A 17,106-nucleotide genomic window follows, 5' to 3' on the forward strand; every position below is an offset into this window, starting at 1 on the left:
AATGACCGCCACCATCGATGAGACCACCGAGACCTCGCAGCAGGGTGCTGTCGGCCGGGTCGCCCGCGTCATCGGCCCCGTGGTCGACGTGGAGTTCCCCGTCGACCAGATGCCCGACATCTACAACCTGCTGGAGACCGAGCTGAGCCTGGCCGGCAACGAGCGGACCCTGTCCCTCGAGGTCTCCCTGCACATCGGCGACGGCATGGTCCGCGCCGTGTCGCTGCAGCCCACCGACGGCCTGGTCCGCGGCGCCCAGGTGCGTGACACCGGCGGCCCGATCACGGTCCCCGTCGGCGACGGCACCCTCGGCAAGGTGTTCAACACCCTCGGCGAGTGCCTGAACCTCGAGGAGGGCCAGCAGCTCGAGGTCACCGAGCGCTGGGGGATCCACCGCAAGGCCCCGGCCTTCGACCAGCTCGAGTCCAAGACCGAGATGTTCGAGACCGGCATCAAGGTCATCGACCTGCTCACGCCCTACGTCCTCGGCGGCAAGATCGGCCTGTTCGGCGGCGCCGGTGTGGGCAAGACCGTGCTCATCCAGGAGATGATCGCCCGCGTGGCGACCAACCACGGTGGTGTGTCGGTGTTCGCCGGGGTCGGCGAGCGCACCCGTGAGGGCAACGACCTCATGGTCGAGATGGAGGAGGCCGGGGTGCTCGGGCAGACCGCCCTGGTGTTCGGCCAGATGGACGAGCCGCCGGGCACGCGCCTGCGGGTCGCCCTGTCCGCGCTGACGATGGCGGAGTACTTCCGCGACGTGCAGCAGCAGGACGTGCTGCTCTTCATCGACAACATCTTCCGCTTCACCCAGGCGGGGTCCGAGGTGTCGACCCTGCTGGGGCGGATGCCCTCCGCGGTGGGCTACCAGCCCACCCTCGCCGACGAGATGGGCCTGCTGCAGGAGCGGATCACCTCGACGCGTGGCCACTCGATCACCTCGATGCAGGCGATCTACGTGCCCGCCGACGACTACACCGACCCGGCGCCGGCCACCACCTTCGCGCACCTCGACGCCACCACGGAGCTGTCCCGCGAGATCGCCTCGCTCGGCATCTACCCCGCGGTGGACCCGCTCACCTCGACGTCGCGGATCCTCGACCCGCAGTACATCGGTCAGGAGCACTACGACTGCGCGATCCGGATCAAGCAGATCCTGCAGCGCAACAAGGAGCTCCAGGACATCATCGCGATCCTCGGCGTCGACGAGCTGTCCGAGGAGGACAAGGTCATCGTGTCGCGGGCCCGCCGCATCCAGCGGTTCCTGTCGCAGAACACCTACGTCGCCAAGCAGTTCACCGGCATCGAGGGCTCGACCGTGCCCGTCAAGGACACCATCGAGGCCTTCAACAAGATCGCCGACGGCGAGTACGACCACGTCGCCGAGCAGGCCTTCTTCATGTGCGGCGGTCTCGACGACGTCGAGGCGAAGTGGGCCGAGATCCAGAAGAACCTCTGATGGCCGAGCACCTGCAGGTCGAGCTGGTCGCTGCGGACCGCACCGTGTGGTCGGGGCGGGCCGAGATGATCATCGCCCGCACGGTCGAGGGCGACGTGGGCGTGCTGCGCGGCCACGCGCCGATGCTGGCGCTGCTCACCGACGCGGTCGTGGAGATCACCGACGACGAGGGCAACGTCACCGTCGCCGTGGTCGACGGCGGGTTCCTCTCCGTGGCCGGTGACCGCGTCTCGGTGCTGTCCGAGCGCGCGGTGCTGTCCGAGGAGGTCAACGTCGACGAGGTCCGTGCCGAGCTCGACACCGCCCGGGACGTCGGCGACGTGGACGAGTCCGAGCGCCGCATCCGCCGGGCCGAGGCCCGGCTCCGTGCGGTCGAGCGCGCCTCCTGAAGCGGCGCGCGCACCACGCCTGACGGGCGGGACCCCCACCGGGGTCCCGCCCGTCCTGCGTCCCGGGTGAGGGCCGCGCAGGTCACCCCGCCCGCCCGGGCTAGGGTTCCTGGCGTGGGGCGCGAGGTCGTGCCCTGCCTCGATCGACGAGGAGGTCCGGCGGGTGCCCTGGTGGCAGTGGGTCATCGACGTCGCCGGACTGCTGCTGCTCGGCGTCCTCCTCTACGGGCTCGCCCTCGTGCTGCGTCGGCGCTGGCTCGCCCGGCGCGGAGGGACGTTCGAGGTCTCCCACCGGCTCCACCAGCAACGCCCCGACCGCGGCTGGGTGCTCGGCATGGGCCGCTACACCGAGGACTCGCTGGAGTGGTTCCGGGTGTTCTCCCTCTCGCCCCGGCCCCGGTCCAGCTGGCGGCGCGGGGAGCTCGTCTACGACGGCCGTCGTGAGCCGCAGGGCCCCGAGCGGCACACGCTCTACCCGGACCACCTGGTGATCTGCTGCCAGTCGCGCGGGGAGCACGTCGAGCTCGCGATGAGCCCGGCGTCGCTGACCGGGTTCCAGTCGTGGCTGGAGGCCCGGCGACCGGGCACCGACTGGTCACGGTGAGCGGCAGCTCGACGGGGGTACGCCCGGTGGTCGTCGTCTTCGTCGTCAACGGCGTGCTGATGGCCTCGCTGTTCTCGCGCGTCCCGGACGTCCGTCGCGGCCTGGACCTGGCCAACGGGCCCCTGGGCCTGCTGCTGCTGTGCGCCGCGGTCGGCTCGGTGCTGTCCCTGCCGACCGCCGGGCGACTGATCCAGGGCCTGGGCGTGGCGACGGTGCTGCGGGCCGGCGCGCTGACCGGCGTGCTCGGCCTGGTGGTGCTCGGCGTCGCGGTGGACCTCACCGGGTCGGTGCCCCTCGCGGCGGCGGGCCTGCTGGCCGTCGGCGTGGGCATCGGGCTGTGGGACGTGGCGATGAACGCCGAGGGCGCCGAGGTCGAGCGCGACCGGGCGCGGACCCTGATGCCCCGGCTGCACGCGGGGTTCAGCCTCGGCAGCGTCGCCGGGGCCCTGCTCGGGGCGGGCGTGCTGTGGGTCGACCTGCCCGTCCTGCCGCACCTCGGCGTCGTCGGCGCGCTCGCCCTGATCGCCTCGTGGCGGGCCACCGCGGTGTTCCACGAGGCCCCCGCAGCGCCCGCCGGCGCCGCCGGGGTGGTTCCGCCGGCCCTCGGCGCCTGGACCGAGCCGCGCACGCTCGTCATCGGCCTGATGGTGCTCTGCTTCGCCGTCGCCGAGGGCAGCGCCAACGACTGGTTGTCGCTGGCCCTGATCGACGGTCACGGGGCCGCCGACGCGGTGGGGGTCGCCGGCTTCGCGCTGTTCGTGGCCGCGATGACGGTCGGGCGGGTGCTGGGTCCGCCGGTCCTCGACCGCTGGGGGCGCCCGCGGGTGCTCGCTGCCGGGGCGGCGACCGCCGGCGTCGGCGTCCTGCTGGTCGTGCTGCCCGGCAGCACCGTCGTGGTCGTCGTCGGCATCGTGCTGTGGGGCCTGGGCGCGGCCCTCGGCTTCCCGGTCGGGATGAGCGCGGCCGCCGACGACCCGCGGCACGCCGCCGCCCGGCTGAGCGTGGTCTCCACGATCGGGTACGCGGCGTTCCTCGCCGGACCGCCGCTGCTGGGCTGGCTGGGCGACGCGGTGGGCACCCTCGAGGCGCTGCTGCTCGTCGCGGCGCTGATGGGTCCGGCGCTGCTCACCGTGCTGGCGGCCCGCCCGGAGCCGGTCGTACCGCCGGAGCGGGTCGGCCGGTAGTCAGCCGCGCTCGCCGCCGGGCACCCAGGCGACGTCGCCCTGGTGGCGGTTGGCGTGACGGGCCAGGATGAACAGCAGGTCCGAGAGCCGGTTCAGGTAGGTCAGGGAGAGCTTGTTCATCACCTCGCCGTGCTCGGCCCAGGCGGCCCAGCCCGCGCGCTCGGCACGCCGCACCACGGTGCGGGCCACGTGGAGGTGGGCGGCCGGGACCGTGCCCCCGTTCAGGACGAACGACCGCAGGGCCTCCAACGGCTCGTTGTAGTGGTCGCACCAGCCCTCGAGGCGGTCGACGTAGTCCTGCTCGATGCGCAGCGGCGGGTACTCGGGGTCGGGCACCACCGGGGTGCACAGGTCCGCGCCGACGTCGAAGAGGTCGTTCTGCACGCGCGTCAGCAGGGCGACGACGTCGTCCTCCAGCCCGCCGTGGGCCAGCGCGACGCCGATGGCGGCGTTGGCCTCGTCGACGTCGGCGTACGCGTGCAGCCGCAGGTCGTTCTTCGTCGTCAGGCTCATGTCGCCGAGCCGGGTCTCGCCCGCATCGCCGGTCCGGGTGTAGATGCGCGTGAGGTTGACCATGCCCGGAGCCTAGGACACGGCCCCGACCACCCTGCGTCGCGCTGTGTGAGGTCGGTCGCGATCCGGCCTCACCCCTGTGGTCGACCTGCCCGACCGGGCAGGCTGGTACCTGTTCACGAGGGCAGTGCCGCCCCCGCACCTTCCGCCGTCGGCCGTGCCGGCGTGACCCCCGAGGAGGCCCCGTGTCCGGGACCTGCGAGTACTGCACCCACGACTGGCACGGCCTGGCCTGCCGCCACGAGGCGGTCGTGCGCGACGGCTGGTGGCTGACCCGCGAGAGCTGCAGCTGCCCGGGCGCCGCTGCGGGGTGACCCCGCACCCGGCACAGTGGGGCCATGCGTGAGTCCCGTGCCTACCCGCTGCTCCTGGCCCTGCCGGGCGTCGTCCTGGCCGCCGCCGGCCTCTTCCACCCCACCGGGCTGAACTACGACACAGCCCAGCTGTGGTACCTGCTGCACCTGCCGGGCCTGCTGGTCTTCCCGCTGGTCGGCTGGGCGCTGGCCGACCTGGTGGCCGGTCGCCGCGACGTGGTGGCCTGGGTGGTGCGGGCGACGGCCTACGTCTACGCCACCTTCTACACCGCCCTCGACGTGGTCAGCGGGATCGGCGCGGGCTACGTCACGCGCCAGCTCGGCCCCGACGTGCCCCGTCCCGAGGCCGTGTCGCTGATGTTCCGGATCGGCACGCCCCTCGGCGAGGTCGGGTCCTGGGCGCTGCTGGCCTGCGTGGTCGTGCTGCTCGCGGACCGGGTGCGGGCCCTGGGGGTCGGCGGCCTGGTCGGGCTGGTGCTCCTGCCCGGGGCCTGGCTGGTGCACACCGAGCACATCTTCTCCCCGCTCGGCGTGCTCGGGATGCTGCTGCTGGGAGCCGGCAGTGCCGCCCTGGCGGTCGTGGCCCGCCGTACGGGTGTGATAGCCCACACGTCGGACAGGTGACTGGTCGGTAACCGGCGCCCTACCCTGCCAAGCATGACCCAGCCCGAGCCGGACCTGCAGATCGTCGCCCCGACGCGTCCGGAGAAGGACCGCCCGTGGGTCATGCGCACCTACGCCGGCCACTCCACGGCCGCGGCCTCCAACGCGCTCTACCGGACCAACCTGGCCAAGGGCCAGACCGGGCTGTCGGTCGCCTTCGACCTGCCGACGCAGACCGGCTACGACCCCGACTCCCCGCTGAGTCGCGGCGAGGTCGGCAAGGTCGGCGTGCCGGTGCCGCACCTGGGTGAGATGCGCCGGCTGTTCGAGGACATCCCGATCACGCAGATGAACACCTCGATGACGATCAACGCCACCGCGATGTGGCTGCTCGCGCTCTACCAGGTGGCGGCGGAGGAGCAGAACCCCGACCTCGACCCCACCGAGGTGGCCCACCAGCTGGCCGGCACGACCCAGAACGACATCATCAAGGAGTACCTCTCCCGCGGGACCTACGTCTTCGGCCCGCAGCACTCGCTGCGCCTGATCGCCGACGTCGTGGCCTACACCGTCCACGAGATCCCGAAGTGGAACCCGATCAACATCTGCAGCTACCACCTGCAGGAGGCCGGGGCGACGCCGACCCAGGAGCTGGCGTACTCGCTGAGCACCGCGATCGCGGTCCTGGACCAGGTCCGGGACTCGGGGCAGGTCTCCGAGGAGGACTTCGGCAGGGTCGTCGGCCGGATCTCCTTCTTCGTCAACGCCGGGGTGCGCTTCGTCGAGGAGATGTGCAAGATGCGCGCCTTCGTGCAGCTCTGGGACGAGATCACGAGCGAGCGGTACGGCGTGACCGACCCCAAGATGCGCCGGTTCCGCTACGGGGTCCAGGTCAACTCCCTGGGCCTGACCGAGGCGCAGCCCGAGAACAACGTGCAGCGGATCGTGCTGGAGATGCTCGGCGTGACGCTGTCCAAGGACGCCCGCGCGCGTGCGGTCCAGCTGCCGGCCTGGAACGAGGCGCTCGGCCTGCCGCGGCCGTGGGACCAGCAGTGGTCCCTGCGCCTGCAGCAGGTGCTGGCCTTCGAGTCCGACCTGCTCGAGTACGAGGACCTCTTCGAGGGCAGCAAGGTGGTCGAGGCCAAGGTCGCCGAGCTCGTCGCGAGCGCCCGGGCCGAGATGGAACGCGTCGAGGGGATGGGCGGCGCGATCGCCGCGGTCGAGTCCGGCTACATGAAGCAGGCGCTGGTCGCGGCGCACGCCACCCGCCGGGCGCGGATCGAGGGGGGCGAGGAGAAGATCGTCGGCGTCAACGTCTTCACCACCACCGAGCCCAACCCGCTCACCGCCGACCTCGACGGCGCGATCCAGGCCGCCGACCCGGCGGCCGAGCAGGCCGCGCTGGACAGCGTGTCGCGCTGGAAGGCCGACCGCGACGAGGACGCCGTGACCGCGGCCCTGGCCCGGCTCGCGGCGGACGCGCAGACCGACACCAACCTGATGCACGCGACCCTCGCCGCGGCGCGGGCCGGCGCGACGACGGGGGAGTGGGCCGGCACGCTGCGCGAGGTGTTCGGGGAGTTCCGGGCGCCGACCGGCGTGGGGGGCGCGGTGCACGTGACCCACACCGGCACCGCCCTGGCCGAGGTGCGCGAGCGGGTGCGCGAGACCGGTGCCGAGCTGGGCGGGCGGCTGCGGCTGCTCGTCGGCAAGCCGGGGCTGGACGGCCACTCGAACGGCGCGGAGCAGATCGCGGTGCGGGCACGTGACGCCGGCTTCGAGGTGGTCTACCAGGGGATCCGGCTGACCCCGGCCGAGATCGTGGCCGCGGCGGTGGCCGAGGACGTGCACTGCGTGGGTCTCTCGATCCTCTCCGGGTCCCACATGTCCCTGGTGCCCGACGTGATCGCCGGTCTGAACGCCGCCGGGCTCGACGACGTCCCGGTCGTGGTCGGCGGGATCATCCCCGACTCCGACGCCCGGGAGCTGCTCCGGTCCGGGGTCGCCGCGGTCTACACGCCCAAGGACTTCGGGATGACCGAGATCATGGGCGGGATCGTCGACGTCATCCGGGCCGCGCACGGACTCGACGCCGGCGTCACGGTCTGAGCGGGGCCCGGCGTGGCGAGATGCGCGCCGGCGCCGGCGTGAGCGACACCCCGGGTCGCGAGGACGAGCTGCGTGTCAGGACGTGCGACACCGACGAGACGCTCGCACCGGCCAGCGTCGTGTTCGACCGGTACCGGCACCACTACGGCGAGTCCGGCGGCGAGGCGCTCGCCCTCGGATGGCTCAGCGAGATGGTGCGGTCGAACCTGCTCACGGTCTACTCGGCATCGGTGACCTCGCAGGTCGGCACACTCCCGGTCGGCCTGGCGACGGCTCACGCGGTTCCTGCCTCGCTGGTCCTGGGACGGTCCTGGCAGCTGCGTGACCTCTACGTGCTCCCCGAGGCCCGTCGCCGCGGGGTCGCGGCTGCTCTGGTCGGGGCAGTCCGAGACGCCGCCGTCGCAAGCGGCGCGACACGGCTGTCACTGCTCACCGAACCCGGCAACCGGGCTGCACTCGACCTCTATGAGGGGCTCGGGTTCAGACCCGTCGAGGGACTGACGTCGCTCAGCCTGGACCTCGCTCCCCGAGCCACGACGTAGCTGGCCCGCGCGACCGCCCACCCTGGCGTGACCTACGCCAAGTTGAGGTAAGGCTTCCCTCACCTCCTGCTACGGTGGGGGCATGGGGAAGCAGAGCGCGGTGGCCTCGATCAAGGCCCCCAAGCCGCCGAAGGCGAAGTGCTGCGTGTCCAAGAAGCGCTGCGGCAGCTGCCCGATCCGGATGCTCAAGGAGGGCACGCTGCCCGAGGGCTACGGCGTGAAGAAGCGGGTCCTGGTGAAGGTCGACCCCGACGCCCCCGACATCGTGCGGCCGGGCAAGAAGTCGAAGAAGGACAAGGACCGCTCGAAGTCGGGGAAGAAGGCCGCCAAGCGCGCCGCACGCCTCGGACAGGCCGCCTGACTCCTCCGTCGTGAGCCAGACTGCTCCCGTGCGCGTGGTGGTGGTCGGGGCCGGGGTGGTGGGGCTGAGCTGCGCCGTCCGCCTGCTCGAGGCCGGCCACCGCGTCGACGTGCTGGCCCGCGACCTGCCGCGCGAGACGACCTCGGCCGTCGCGGCCGCCATCTGGTACCCCTACCGCGCCGAGCCCCGGGACCGGGTCGGTGCGTGGGGCAGCCGGACGTACGCCGTGCTCGCGGGCCTGGCCGCCGACGGCGTCCCGGGCGTGGTGGTCCGCAGCACCACCGAGGTGGTCGCCGACACCGACGCCGAGCCCTGGTGGGCCGCCACCGTCCCGTCGGTGCGCCGGGTGGCGTCCCCGCCGGGGTACGCCGCCGCGTGGCGGTTCGACGCCCCCGTGGTGGAGATGCCGGTCTACCTCGACTGGTTGGCGGACCGGGTCGAGGAGCTCGGCGGGACGGTCACCAGGCAGGTGCTCTCCGCGCTCCCGTCGGGCGGCGACGTGGTGGTGGACGCCTCGGGCCTGGGCGCACGGCTGCTCGGCGGTGACCGGTCGGTGCTGCCGGTGCGCGGTCAGGTCGTCCGGCTCGCGCAGTGGGGCCTGGAGGAGGCCTGGCTGGACGGGTCCGGCCCGACGTACCTCGTGCCGCGCGCGCACGACGTGGTCGTCGGTGGGACCGCCGACGAGGGCGACTGGAGCCGGACGCCGACGCCGGAGGTGGCCACCGCGATCCTGGCCCGCGCCGCCCGCCTCGTCCCGGAGGTGGCCTCCGCCCGGGTGCTGTCACACAAGGTCGGGCTGCGCCCGGTCCGCCCGTCGGTGCGCCTCGAGCGCGACGCGGTCGACCCCCGGGTCGTCCACTGCTACGGCCACGGCGGCTCCGGCGTCACCCTCAGCTGGGGGTGCGCCGAGGAGGTCGCGGCGCTGGTCGGCCCGCCCGGTTGAGCCGCGGGGTCACGCGCGGTCGGTGAGGCGGCGATCGCGGCGCCGGTCGAGGACCACCGCGACCGGCATGCCGACGACGAGCCCGGCAATCGTGCCGAGCAGCGGTCCCCACGCGGGCGCCACGGCCCGGCCCACCACGGCGCCGACGACCACGACGGCCAGCACGAGCCCGGCGAGCAGCAGCCGGTGGAAGACCTCGCCGAGGAACAGGCTGCTGAACGACGCACCGGGCGAAACGGGCGAAACGGGCGCCACGGGCGTCACCGGCGCCACCGGTGTGGCGTCGAGCGGCACGACCGACACGACCGCGGCGGGGGTGATCGACCCGTACACGTGGGGGAAGGTCTCCGTGCCGCCGGCCACCGCGGGCTCCTCGACGACCGGCGCGTCGAGCAGGTCGGTGTCGATGACCAGCAGCACCAACGGCTCGGTCACGTCGGCGTAGAAGCGGCGCCGTACGTCCTGCCACTGGTCGCCCCGGGCGGCGTGGACGAAACCCTCCTCGGCCAGGGTGCGGCCGCGGGTGGAGGTGGTGTAGCGCCCGGAGGCCTGTGCCGCCCGCCAGTCGGCGGCGGTGGCCACGTGGAAGATCCGCACGGGGAGGGGCTCAGAACAGCCGGGTGGTCGGGTCGTCCAGCCCGCGGAGCGCGTCGTAGTCCACGACACGGCAGGCGATGCCGCGGTCGGTGGCCAGCACCCGCGCCTGCGGCTTGATCTCCTGGGCGGCGAAGATCCCGCGCACCGGGGCCAGCAGGGGGTCGCGGTTCAGGAGCTCCAGGTAGCGGGTGAGCTGCTCGACGCCGTCGATGTCGCCGCGCCGCTTGATCTCGACGGCCACCGACGCGCCGCCGGCGTCGCGGCACATCAGGTCCACCGGGCCGATCGCGGTCGGGAACTCCCGGCGTACCAGGGACAGGCCCTCGTCGAGCGTGGCCGGGTGCTCGGCCAGCAGCGCCTGGAGGTGCTTCTCGACGCCGTCCTTGACCAGGCCGGGATCGACACCGAGGTCGTGGCTGGAGTCGTGGATGACCTCGGTCAGCAGGATCCGCAGCGTGTCGTCGGTCTTGGGGCTGCTCACCACCCACTCCAGGGTGCCGTCGTCGGTGGTCTGCTCACGCAGGGTGCACGGGGGCGACATCCAGTTCAGGGGCTTGTACGACCCCCCGTCGGCGTGGACGAGCACCGAGCCGTCGGCCTTGATCATCAGCACCCGGGTGGCCGGGGGGAGATGGGCGGTCAAACGTCCGGCGTAGTCCACCTGGCAGGTCGCGACGACGAGTCTCACGGGCGACGAATCTACGTCACATTCCGGTTACTGGTGTGATCGGTGGGGTCGAAGGCCTTGCGGCCCGCGGGACGGCGCGGGCAGGGTGTGTGCGCATGACGCCACCCATGCTGACGCCCATGGTCGAGGCCGCCACCGACGGGTGGTTGGCGCGCGTCGAGGACGCGGTCAGCAGCGCCTTCGACCCCGTCGCCACCGCCGTGAGCGGGGTGATCTTCTACTCCGTGCCCCTGGGCGGCGCCGAGTTCCCGCTGATCGTGGGCTGGCTGGTCATCGCCGCGACGATCTTCACGATCTACTTCCGGGGCATCCAGTTCCGCAAGCTGGGGGTGGCGCTCGACCTGGTCCGCGGCAAGTACTCCCGGCACAGCGACCCGGGCGAGATCACGCACTTCCAGGCGTTGTCCTCCGCGGTCTCGGGCACGGTCGGCCTGGGCAACATCGCGGGCGTCGGCGCCGCGGTGACCCTCGGCGGTCCCGGCGCCACGTTCTGGATGATCCTGGCGGGACTGCTCGGCATGTGCACCAAGTTCGTCGAGTGCACGCTGGGGGTGAAGTACCGCGAGGTCCACGAGGACGGCACCGTCTCCGGCGGCCCCTTCCGCTACCTCCCGGTGGCCTTCGAGCGGTTCGGCCCGGTGGTCTCCAAGTCGTTCACCGGCATCTTCGCGGTCGCCCTGCTGCTCTTCGGCGCCATCGGCGGCAACATGTTCCAGGCCAACCAGACCTTCGCCCAGGCCCAGGAGGTCACCGGCGGCGCGGACGGCCTCCTCGGCTCCTCCGGCTCGGCGCTGATCTTCGGCATCGTGATGGCGCTGCTCGTCGGCGCGGTCATCCTCGGCGGCGTCCAGTCCATCGGCAAGGTCACCTCCGGCCTGGTCCCGATGATGGCCTTCATCTACCTCGGGGCCTGCCTGCTGGTCATCATCGGCAACATCGACCACGTCGGGGACGCGTTCGCCACGATCATCACCGGGGCGTTCAACCCCGAGGGCGTCGCCGGCGGTGCCGTCGGCGTGCTGATCATCGGCTTCCAGCGCGCGGCGTTCTCCAACGAGGCCGGGGTCGGCTCGGCACCGATCGCGCACTCCGCGGTCAAGACCCGGCACCCGGTCAGCGAGGGCTTCGTGGCCCTCTTCGAGCCCTTCATCGACACCGTCGTCATCTGCACGATGACCGCGCTGACGATCGTCATCGCCGACACCGCCTACTACTCCGAGCAGCGCGGGATCGTCGCCGGCGGCGGCGACGTCCCCGACGGCGTCGTGGTGACCTCGGACGCCTTCGAGTCCTTCCTGCCGCAGTTCCCGGTGATCCTGGCCATCGCGGTGGCGCTCTTCGCCTTCTCCACGCTGATCACCTGGAGCTACTACACGCAGAAGGCGTGGACGGCGCTGGTCGGCCGCAGCCCTGCCAAGGAGCTCGGCTTCAAGATCGTCTTCTGCTGCTTCACCGTGATCGGCACCGTGATCTCCTTCGGCTCGGTGCTCACCTTCGCCGACTCGATGCTCTTCGTCTGCGCGATCTTCAACCTCCTGGGCTGCTACCTGCTGCTGCCGGTGGTCCGCCGCGAGATGCGCAGCTTCCTCGACGGTCTCAAGTCGGGCGAGATCTCCAAGGTCCCGAAGGACGAGCGCACCAACCCGGCCTCCACCCTGCCGATCGTCGGCGACGAGTGAGCCCGGCGTACCAGTGAACTAAGTCACGCGGGGGCCCGGTCACGACACCGGGCCCCCGTGGCACGATGCCCGGCATGACCAGCGCTCCCGTGACCGCGACCACCTCCGCCGACCCGGCCCAGGACCCCTCGGTCCCCGGGCGCACGTTCCGCACCGTGGGCGTGATCGGCCTGGGCACGATGGGCGCCGGGATCGTGGAGGTCTTCGCCCGGCACGGGTTCGACGTGATCGGTGTCGACGTCGACACCGAGGGCGTCGACCGCGGCCGCCAGCACCTGGAGAACTCGACCGGGCGCGCGGTCAGCCGCGGCAAGCTCGGTGAGGACGAGCAGGCCGAGCTGCTGGGCCGGGTCCGCTACGCCACCGACATCGCCGACCTGGCCGGGGCCGACCTGGTCGTCGAGGCCGTCGTGGAGTCGTTGGAGGTCAAGAAGGGCATCTTCCGCGCGCTGGAGCAGGTCGTCGCCCCGGGCGCGGTGCTGGCCACGAACACCTCGTCGCTGTCGGTCACCGAGATCTCGACCGCCAACGCCCACCCGGGCCGGGTGATCGGCATCCACTTCTTCAACCCCGCGCCGGTGCAGGGCCTGGTCGAGGTCGTCCGCACGGTCGTCACCGAGCCCGCCGTCCTCGAGGACGTGACCGGGCTGGTCCGGTCGCTGGGCAAGAACCCGGTCGTCTGCGGCGACAAGGCCGGATTCATCGCCAACACCCTGCTCTTCGGCTACCTCAACCACGCCGTGTCGATGTTCGAGCAGCGCTACGCCACCCGGGAGGACATCGACGCCGCCATGCGCTTCGGCTGCGGCTACCCGATGGGCCCCCTGGCGCTGGTCGACCTGATCGGGCTCGACACGACGTACGAGATCCTCGAGACGATGTACCGCCAGGGCCGCGACCGGCTCCACGCGCCCACCCCGATCCTCAAGCAGATGGTCACCGCCGGCATGCTCGGCCGCAAGAGCGGGCGCGGCTTCTACACCTACGAGGCCCCCGACAGCCCGAGGACGGTCCGCGACGACATGACCCCGGGCACCGACGACCAGCCCGAGCTGCGCCACCACGTCCGCACCGTCGGCGTGGTCGGCACCGGGACGATGGCCACCGGCATCGTCGAGGTCTTCGCCAAGGGTGGCTACGACGTCGTCTACGTCGGCCGCTCCGCCGCGAAGGTCGACGGGGTCCGCGCCGGCGTCGAGCGCTCCCTGGACAAGGCGGTCCAGCGCGGCAAGCTCGAGGAGGCGGCCAGGGACGAGGTCCTCGGCAGGCTGAGCGGCACGACCTCGCTGGACGACCTCGCCGGGGTCGACCTCGTCGTGGAGGCGATCGCCGAGGACCTCGCGGTCAAGACGACGCTGTTCGAGAACCTCGACGAGATCTGCAAGCCGGGCGCGATCCTGGCCACCACGACCTCCTCGCTGCCGATCATCGCCTGCGCCCGGGCCACCACGCGCCCGCAGGACGTCGTCGGCATGCACTTCTTCAACCCGGCCGCGGTGATGAAGCTGGTCGAGGTCGTCTCGACCGTGGCCACCTCGCCCGAGGTCACCGAGACCACGCAGGCGCTGGTCGGCAAGCTGGGCAAGGTGGCGGTCTCCTGCGGTGACCGCGCCGGGTTCATCGTCAACGCGCTGCTGTTCCCCTACCTCAACGACGCGGTCCGGATGCTCGAGGCGCACTACGCCTCGGCCGACGACATCGACACGGCCATGAAGCAGGGCTGTGCCCTGCCGATGGGGCCCTTCGAGCTGCTCGACGTCGTCGGCAACGACGTGTCGCTGGCGATCCAGCGCGAGCTCTACCTGGAGTTCCGCGAGCCCGGCTTCGCTCCGGCGCCGCTGCTGGAGCAGCTGGTCACCGCCGGCTACCTCGGGCGCAAGACCCAGCGGGGGTTCCGGGACTACTCGCGGCGCTGACCGCCCGGTCCGGGCGGGTCAGCGGCCCCAGCCGTACGGCGGCTGCGACCGCTGCGGGGTCCACGGCGTCAGCCAGTCGGTCGCGGGCCAGCCCTCGTGGGCGGCGACGAGCTCGTACATCGTCGCGCCGTCGAGGTTCTCCCGGACCAGGTCGGCGTGCCCGGCGTGCCGGGCCAGCTCCTCGAGCAGGTGCAGCCAGACCCAGCGCACCGACCAGACCACGTCGGTGGGGTTCCAGGGGTCCGGCGCCGGCGGGACAGCGGTGTCGAGGTCCAGGGCAGTCACCGCGTCGAGGACGGCGACGCACACGGTGTCGTACGCCCCGAGGGCCCCGGCGACCGTGTCGGCGGAGGTCCAGGACCAGGACGCGGCGTGCTCGGCGTGCTGCTGCTCGGGCGGGCGGTCGTCGTGCAGCGCGGCCGGCGCGGCCCGCGCCTGGTCGAGCCAGCCGCGCTGGATCGCGGTGACGTGCTTGACCAGCGCGCCCAGCGTGAGCGTGCTGCGGCCCGCGGCGGCGACGCCCATCGAGGCCTCGTCGAGGCCGGTGACCACGACCCGGAAGGCGTCCTGCTGCTGGAGCAGGTAGGCCCGGAGCCCGTCGCGCTCGTCGCGGACCGGGGGCGCCTGGGCGGCCATCAGCGGACCCCCGTCGTCCCGGGGTGGGACGCGGCGTGGAGGTCGCGCAGGAGACAGATCTCGGCGCCGTGGTGGACGACCTCCCGGTTGATGTGGAGGACCAGGGCCGCGAACGGCTCGTCGGCCCACGGTCCCTCGCTCGGGCCGCAGGGCGCCGCCAGCTGCTCGGCGTCGAGACGGGAGACATGGGTGGTCCAGCGGTCCAGCTCGGCGTCGAGCTGGGCGAGGGCGTCCGCGGCGGTGCCGGCGTACTCCCAGGACTCGTAGGAGGCCGGCGGGCCGCCGGCGTGCGCGGCGTTGCGGGCCGCGAGCACGCCCACGACGACGTGGGCCAGCCGCCACGCGATGGTGGTGACGGGGGCGGGGTCCGGTTCCGGGAAGGCGAAGTCGACGGTGTGGTCGCCGACGCCGCCCTGGACCGGGGCGAGCGAGGTCCCACGCGGCCGGACGCTCCAGGCGCCGGGCACCGGCTCCCAGAAGTACTCGTCGTCGGTCAGGCCCTCGAGGCGGGGGCGCAGCTGCTGGTCCCAGTGCGTGGTCAGCTGGTCCAGCAGCAGGCCGGGCGTCAGGCCCGGGGTGGGTGGGGTGCGGGCGTCGGTGGTGTCGGTGGTGTCGGTGGTGGTGGTCATGCCTCCACTGTCGCGGCAGATGCGGACAGGAACGGTCCGCATGATCGGGCAGGATGGGGTCATGGCCGACGAGGGGCATCGGACCACCGAGCGCGTGCTGCACCTGCTCGGTCTGCTGCAGCAGCGCGCGGTGTGGACCGGGCCCGACCTGGCCGAGCGGCTCGGGGTGACCACCCGCAGCGTCCGCCGCGACGTCGACCGGCTCCGTGCGCTGGGCTACCCCGTCAACGCCGCCCCCGGCCTCGGCGGCGGCTACCAGCTGGGTGCCGGACGGGCGCTGCCCCCGCTGCTGCTCGACGACGCCGAGGCGGTCGCCACCGCTGTCGCGCTGCGGCTCGGCGCGCGGGGGACCGTCGCCGGCGGGGGAGAGGCTGCGCTGCGGGCGCTGGCCAAGCTGGACCAGGTCCTGCCGGCACGGCTGCGGGAGGAGGTGCGGGCGCTGCAGTCGGCGATCTCCACCCTCGACGGCGGCGTCGAGGAGGTCGAGGCCGACCTGCTGCTCGTCCTGGCCCGGGCCACCCGTGACGAGGTCCGGGTCCGGGTCGGCTACACCGACCGGGACGGCGCGGTCACCCGTCGCCGCCTCGAGCCGTACGGGCTGGTGGCGACGGGGCGACGGTGGTACCTGATGGCGTGGGACCTGGACCGCGAGGACTGGCGCACGCTGCGGCTGGACCGGATGCGCGAGCCCGAGGCGACCACCTGGCGGTTCCGTCCCCGCGAGCACCCGGACCCCGCCGAGCACGTCCAGCACGCGATCACGGTGTCGGCCTACCGGGTCCGGGGCCGGGTCCGGGTGGCCGCGCCGGCGGCGGTGGTCCGGGCGCGGACGACGGCGGCGTCGGTGCGGGTCGAGGAGGTCGACGACGACACCTGCGTGCTGCACGCAGGGGCCGACGACGCGGACAACCTCGCGCGGCACCTCGCGCTGCTCGGGCTGGAGCTGAAGGTGCTCGATCCTCCGGAGCTCGTCGCGGCGGTCCGGCGGCTGGGGGAGCGGATGCTGCGGGCAGCCGGGTGACGCGCGGCCGGGTGATGAGGGGAGCGGTCGGTCGCGCGGAACGCTGGCGCCGGTCCGTACCATGGGGAAATGGGTGTGGATCTGATTCTTGTCCTGCTGCTGCTCGCCGGTGCCGTCGCCCTCGTGGTGCGCTCCTCCACCAAGGGCAAGGCCCGTGAGCTCGAGCGCAAGAAGACCGAGCTCGAGCCGGTCCGCAAGCTCGTCGACGAGGACGTGACCGCGCTCGGCACCGAGCTGCAGGACCTCGACCTGGACATGACCGGGCACGACCTCGACCCCGGCGCCAACGCCGACTACCAGCGGGCGCTCGACGCCTACGAGGCCGCCAAGAGCGCGGCCGAGCAGATCACCGAGGCCGACCAGGTCAAGCACGTCACCGAGATCCTCGAGGACGGCCGCTACGCCATGGCGTGCGTCCGGGCCCGGGTGGACGGGCGGCCGCTGCCCACGCGCCGCCAGCCCTGCTTCTTCGACCCGCGCCACGGCCCCTCGGACCGCGACGTCCTGTGGTCGCCGCCCGGTGGGGCGCCGCGCGACGTGCCGGCCTGCGCCCTCGACGCCGAGCGCGTCGAGGCCGGTGCCGAGCCCGACTCCCGCAAGGTGCTCGTGGGCACCGAGCGCCGCCCGTACTACGAGGCCGGCGGGGCGTTCCAGCCCTACGCCGCCGGGTACTTCGGGATGAACGCGATGAACATGATGTTCGTCGGGATGATGTTCGGCGGTGCCTTCGGCGGGTTCGACGGCGGCGGCGACTACGGCGGCGACGGTGGGGGCGACGGTGGGGGCGACTTCGGTGGCGACGGTGGAGGCGGCGGCGACGGTGGCGGGTTCGACTTCGGTGACTTCGGCTTCTAGGCGC

19 protein-coding genes are annotated in these 17,106 nt (G+C 72.8%); 14 read left to right on the forward strand and 5 right to left on the reverse strand.

Annotation, left to right across the window (positions count from 1 at the left end):
* Position 1: 1 nt before the first annotated feature.
* The 4 genes from atpD (at position 2) to ENKNEFLB_RS09280 (ending at position 3,636) form a co-directional block, all read left to right on the forward strand.
* Positions 2-1,459, forward strand: coding sequence for a F0F1 ATP synthase subunit beta (gene atpD / locus ENKNEFLB_RS09265; RefSeq protein ID WP_214058926.1), 1,458 nt, complete (start codon positions 2-4; stop codon positions 1,457-1,459).
* Positions 1,459-1,848, forward strand: coding sequence for a F0F1 ATP synthase subunit epsilon (locus ENKNEFLB_RS09270; protein ID WP_214058927.1), 390 nt, complete (start codon positions 1,459-1,461; stop codon positions 1,846-1,848). The genes atpD and ENKNEFLB_RS09270 overlap by 1 nt, the downstream gene beginning before the upstream one ends.
* 163 nt (positions 1,849-2,011) lie before the next feature.
* Complete coding sequence (locus ENKNEFLB_RS09275; protein WP_214058928.1) at positions 2,012-2,452, forward strand: DUF2550 domain-containing protein; 441 nt, start codon at positions 2,012-2,014, stop codon at positions 2,450-2,452.
* The gene (locus ENKNEFLB_RS09280) at positions 2,449-3,636 is read left to right on the forward strand and encodes an MFS transporter (RefSeq protein ID WP_246535927.1); all 1,188 of its coding nucleotides are present in this window, start codon (positions 2,449-2,451) and stop codon (positions 3,634-3,636) included. The genes ENKNEFLB_RS09275 and ENKNEFLB_RS09280 overlap by 4 nt, the downstream gene beginning before the upstream one ends.
* Here ENKNEFLB_RS09280 and ENKNEFLB_RS09285 read toward each other — a convergent pair whose 3' ends face one another.
* Positions 3,637-4,212 carry a cob(I)yrinic acid a,c-diamide adenosyltransferase gene (locus tag ENKNEFLB_RS09285; protein ID WP_214058929.1) on the reverse strand — a complete coding sequence of 192 codons (576 nt, stop codon included), beginning with the start codon at positions 4,210-4,212 and terminating at the stop codon, positions 3,637-3,639.
* 182 nt (positions 4,213-4,394) lie between these two features.
* Between ENKNEFLB_RS09285 and ENKNEFLB_RS22880 the strand changes: the two genes are divergently transcribed.
* From ENKNEFLB_RS22880 to ENKNEFLB_RS09310, 6 genes are all read left to right on the forward strand, one after another.
* The gene (locus ENKNEFLB_RS22880; protein ID WP_275955955.1) at positions 4,395-4,523 is read left to right on the forward strand and encodes a hypothetical protein; all 129 of its coding nucleotides are present in this window, start codon (positions 4,395-4,397) and stop codon (positions 4,521-4,523) included.
* Positions 4,524-4,547: 24 nt separating this feature from the next.
* Positions 4,548-5,147, forward strand: coding sequence for a hypothetical protein (locus tag ENKNEFLB_RS09290; RefSeq protein ID WP_214058930.1), 600 nt, complete (start codon positions 4,548-4,550; stop codon positions 5,145-5,147).
* Positions 5,148-5,180: 33 nt separating this feature from the next.
* Entirely contained in the window at positions 5,181-7,235 is a 2,055-nt protein-coding gene (locus ENKNEFLB_RS09295; RefSeq protein WP_214058931.1) for a protein meaA, read from the forward strand.
* 38 nt (positions 7,236-7,273) lie between these two features.
* On the forward strand, positions 7,274-7,777 hold the full coding sequence (locus ENKNEFLB_RS09300; RefSeq protein ID WP_214058932.1) for a GNAT family N-acetyltransferase: 504 nt from the start codon (positions 7,274-7,276) through the stop codon (positions 7,775-7,777).
* 82 nt (positions 7,778-7,859) lie between these two features.
* On the forward strand, positions 7,860-8,138 hold the full coding sequence (locus ENKNEFLB_RS09305) for a hypothetical protein (RefSeq protein WP_214059694.1): 279 nt from the start codon (positions 7,860-7,862) through the stop codon (positions 8,136-8,138).
* Positions 8,139-8,166: 28 nt separating this feature from the next.
* On the forward strand, positions 8,167-9,081 hold the full coding sequence (locus ENKNEFLB_RS09310) for an FAD-dependent oxidoreductase (RefSeq protein ID WP_214058933.1): 915 nt from the start codon (positions 8,167-8,169) through the stop codon (positions 9,079-9,081).
* 9 nt (positions 9,082-9,090) lie between these two features.
* Here the strand turns inward: ENKNEFLB_RS09310 and ENKNEFLB_RS09315 are convergent, their stop codons facing one another.
* Positions 9,091-9,678, reverse strand: a complete 588-nt coding sequence (locus tag ENKNEFLB_RS09315; protein WP_214058934.1) for a DUF952 domain-containing protein — start codon at positions 9,676-9,678, stop codon at positions 9,091-9,093.
* A gap of 10 nt (positions 9,679-9,688) precedes the next feature.
* Entirely contained in the window at positions 9,689-10,366 is a 678-nt protein-coding gene (gene nucS, locus ENKNEFLB_RS09320; protein WP_160006313.1) for an endonuclease NucS, read from the reverse strand.
* A 95-nt stretch (positions 10,367-10,461) separates the two neighbouring features.
* On the opposite strand from nucS, the gene ENKNEFLB_RS09325 reads away from it, so the two are divergent.
* Positions 10,462-12,045 carry an alanine/glycine:cation symporter family protein gene (locus ENKNEFLB_RS09325; protein ID WP_246535928.1) on the forward strand — a complete coding sequence of 528 codons (1,584 nt, stop codon included), beginning with the start codon at positions 10,462-10,464 and terminating at the stop codon, positions 12,043-12,045.
* 74 nt (positions 12,046-12,119) lie between these two features.
* Positions 12,120-13,961, forward strand: coding sequence for a 3-hydroxyacyl-CoA dehydrogenase family protein (locus tag ENKNEFLB_RS09330; RefSeq protein WP_246535929.1), 1,842 nt, complete (start codon positions 12,120-12,122; stop codon positions 13,959-13,961).
* 18 nt (positions 13,962-13,979) lie between these two features.
* On the opposite strand, the gene ENKNEFLB_RS09335 is transcribed toward ENKNEFLB_RS09330, so the two are convergent.
* On the reverse strand, positions 13,980-14,597 hold the full coding sequence (locus ENKNEFLB_RS09335; RefSeq protein ID WP_214058936.1) for a mycothiol transferase: 618 nt from the start codon (positions 14,595-14,597) through the stop codon (positions 13,980-13,982).
* Positions 14,597-15,226, reverse strand: coding sequence for a DinB family protein (locus ENKNEFLB_RS09340; RefSeq protein WP_214058937.1), 630 nt, complete (start codon positions 15,224-15,226; stop codon positions 14,597-14,599). Before ENKNEFLB_RS09340 ends, ENKNEFLB_RS09335 begins: the two co-directional genes overlap by 1 nt.
* Before the next feature lie 61 nt (positions 15,227-15,287).
* Here ENKNEFLB_RS09340 and ENKNEFLB_RS09345 point away from each other — a divergent pair, with 61 nt between their 5' ends.
* Both ENKNEFLB_RS09345 and ENKNEFLB_RS09350 read left to right on the forward strand, forming a co-directional pair.
* Complete coding sequence (locus ENKNEFLB_RS09345) at positions 15,288-16,247, forward strand: helix-turn-helix transcriptional regulator (RefSeq protein ID WP_214058938.1); 960 nt, start codon at positions 15,288-15,290, stop codon at positions 16,245-16,247.
* Positions 16,248-16,316: 69 nt separating this feature from the next.
* A complete protein-coding gene (locus ENKNEFLB_RS09350) occupies positions 16,317-17,102 on the forward strand; it encodes a hypothetical protein (protein ID WP_214058939.1) in 786 nt (261 codons plus the stop codon).
* Positions 17,103-17,106: the final 4 nt, after the last annotated feature.

Origin of the sequence: Nocardioides aquaticus, assembly GCF_018459925.1 — a bacterium.
GTDB lineage: Bacteria > Actinomycetota > Actinomycetes > Propionibacteriales > Nocardioidaceae > Nocardioides > Nocardioides aquaticus.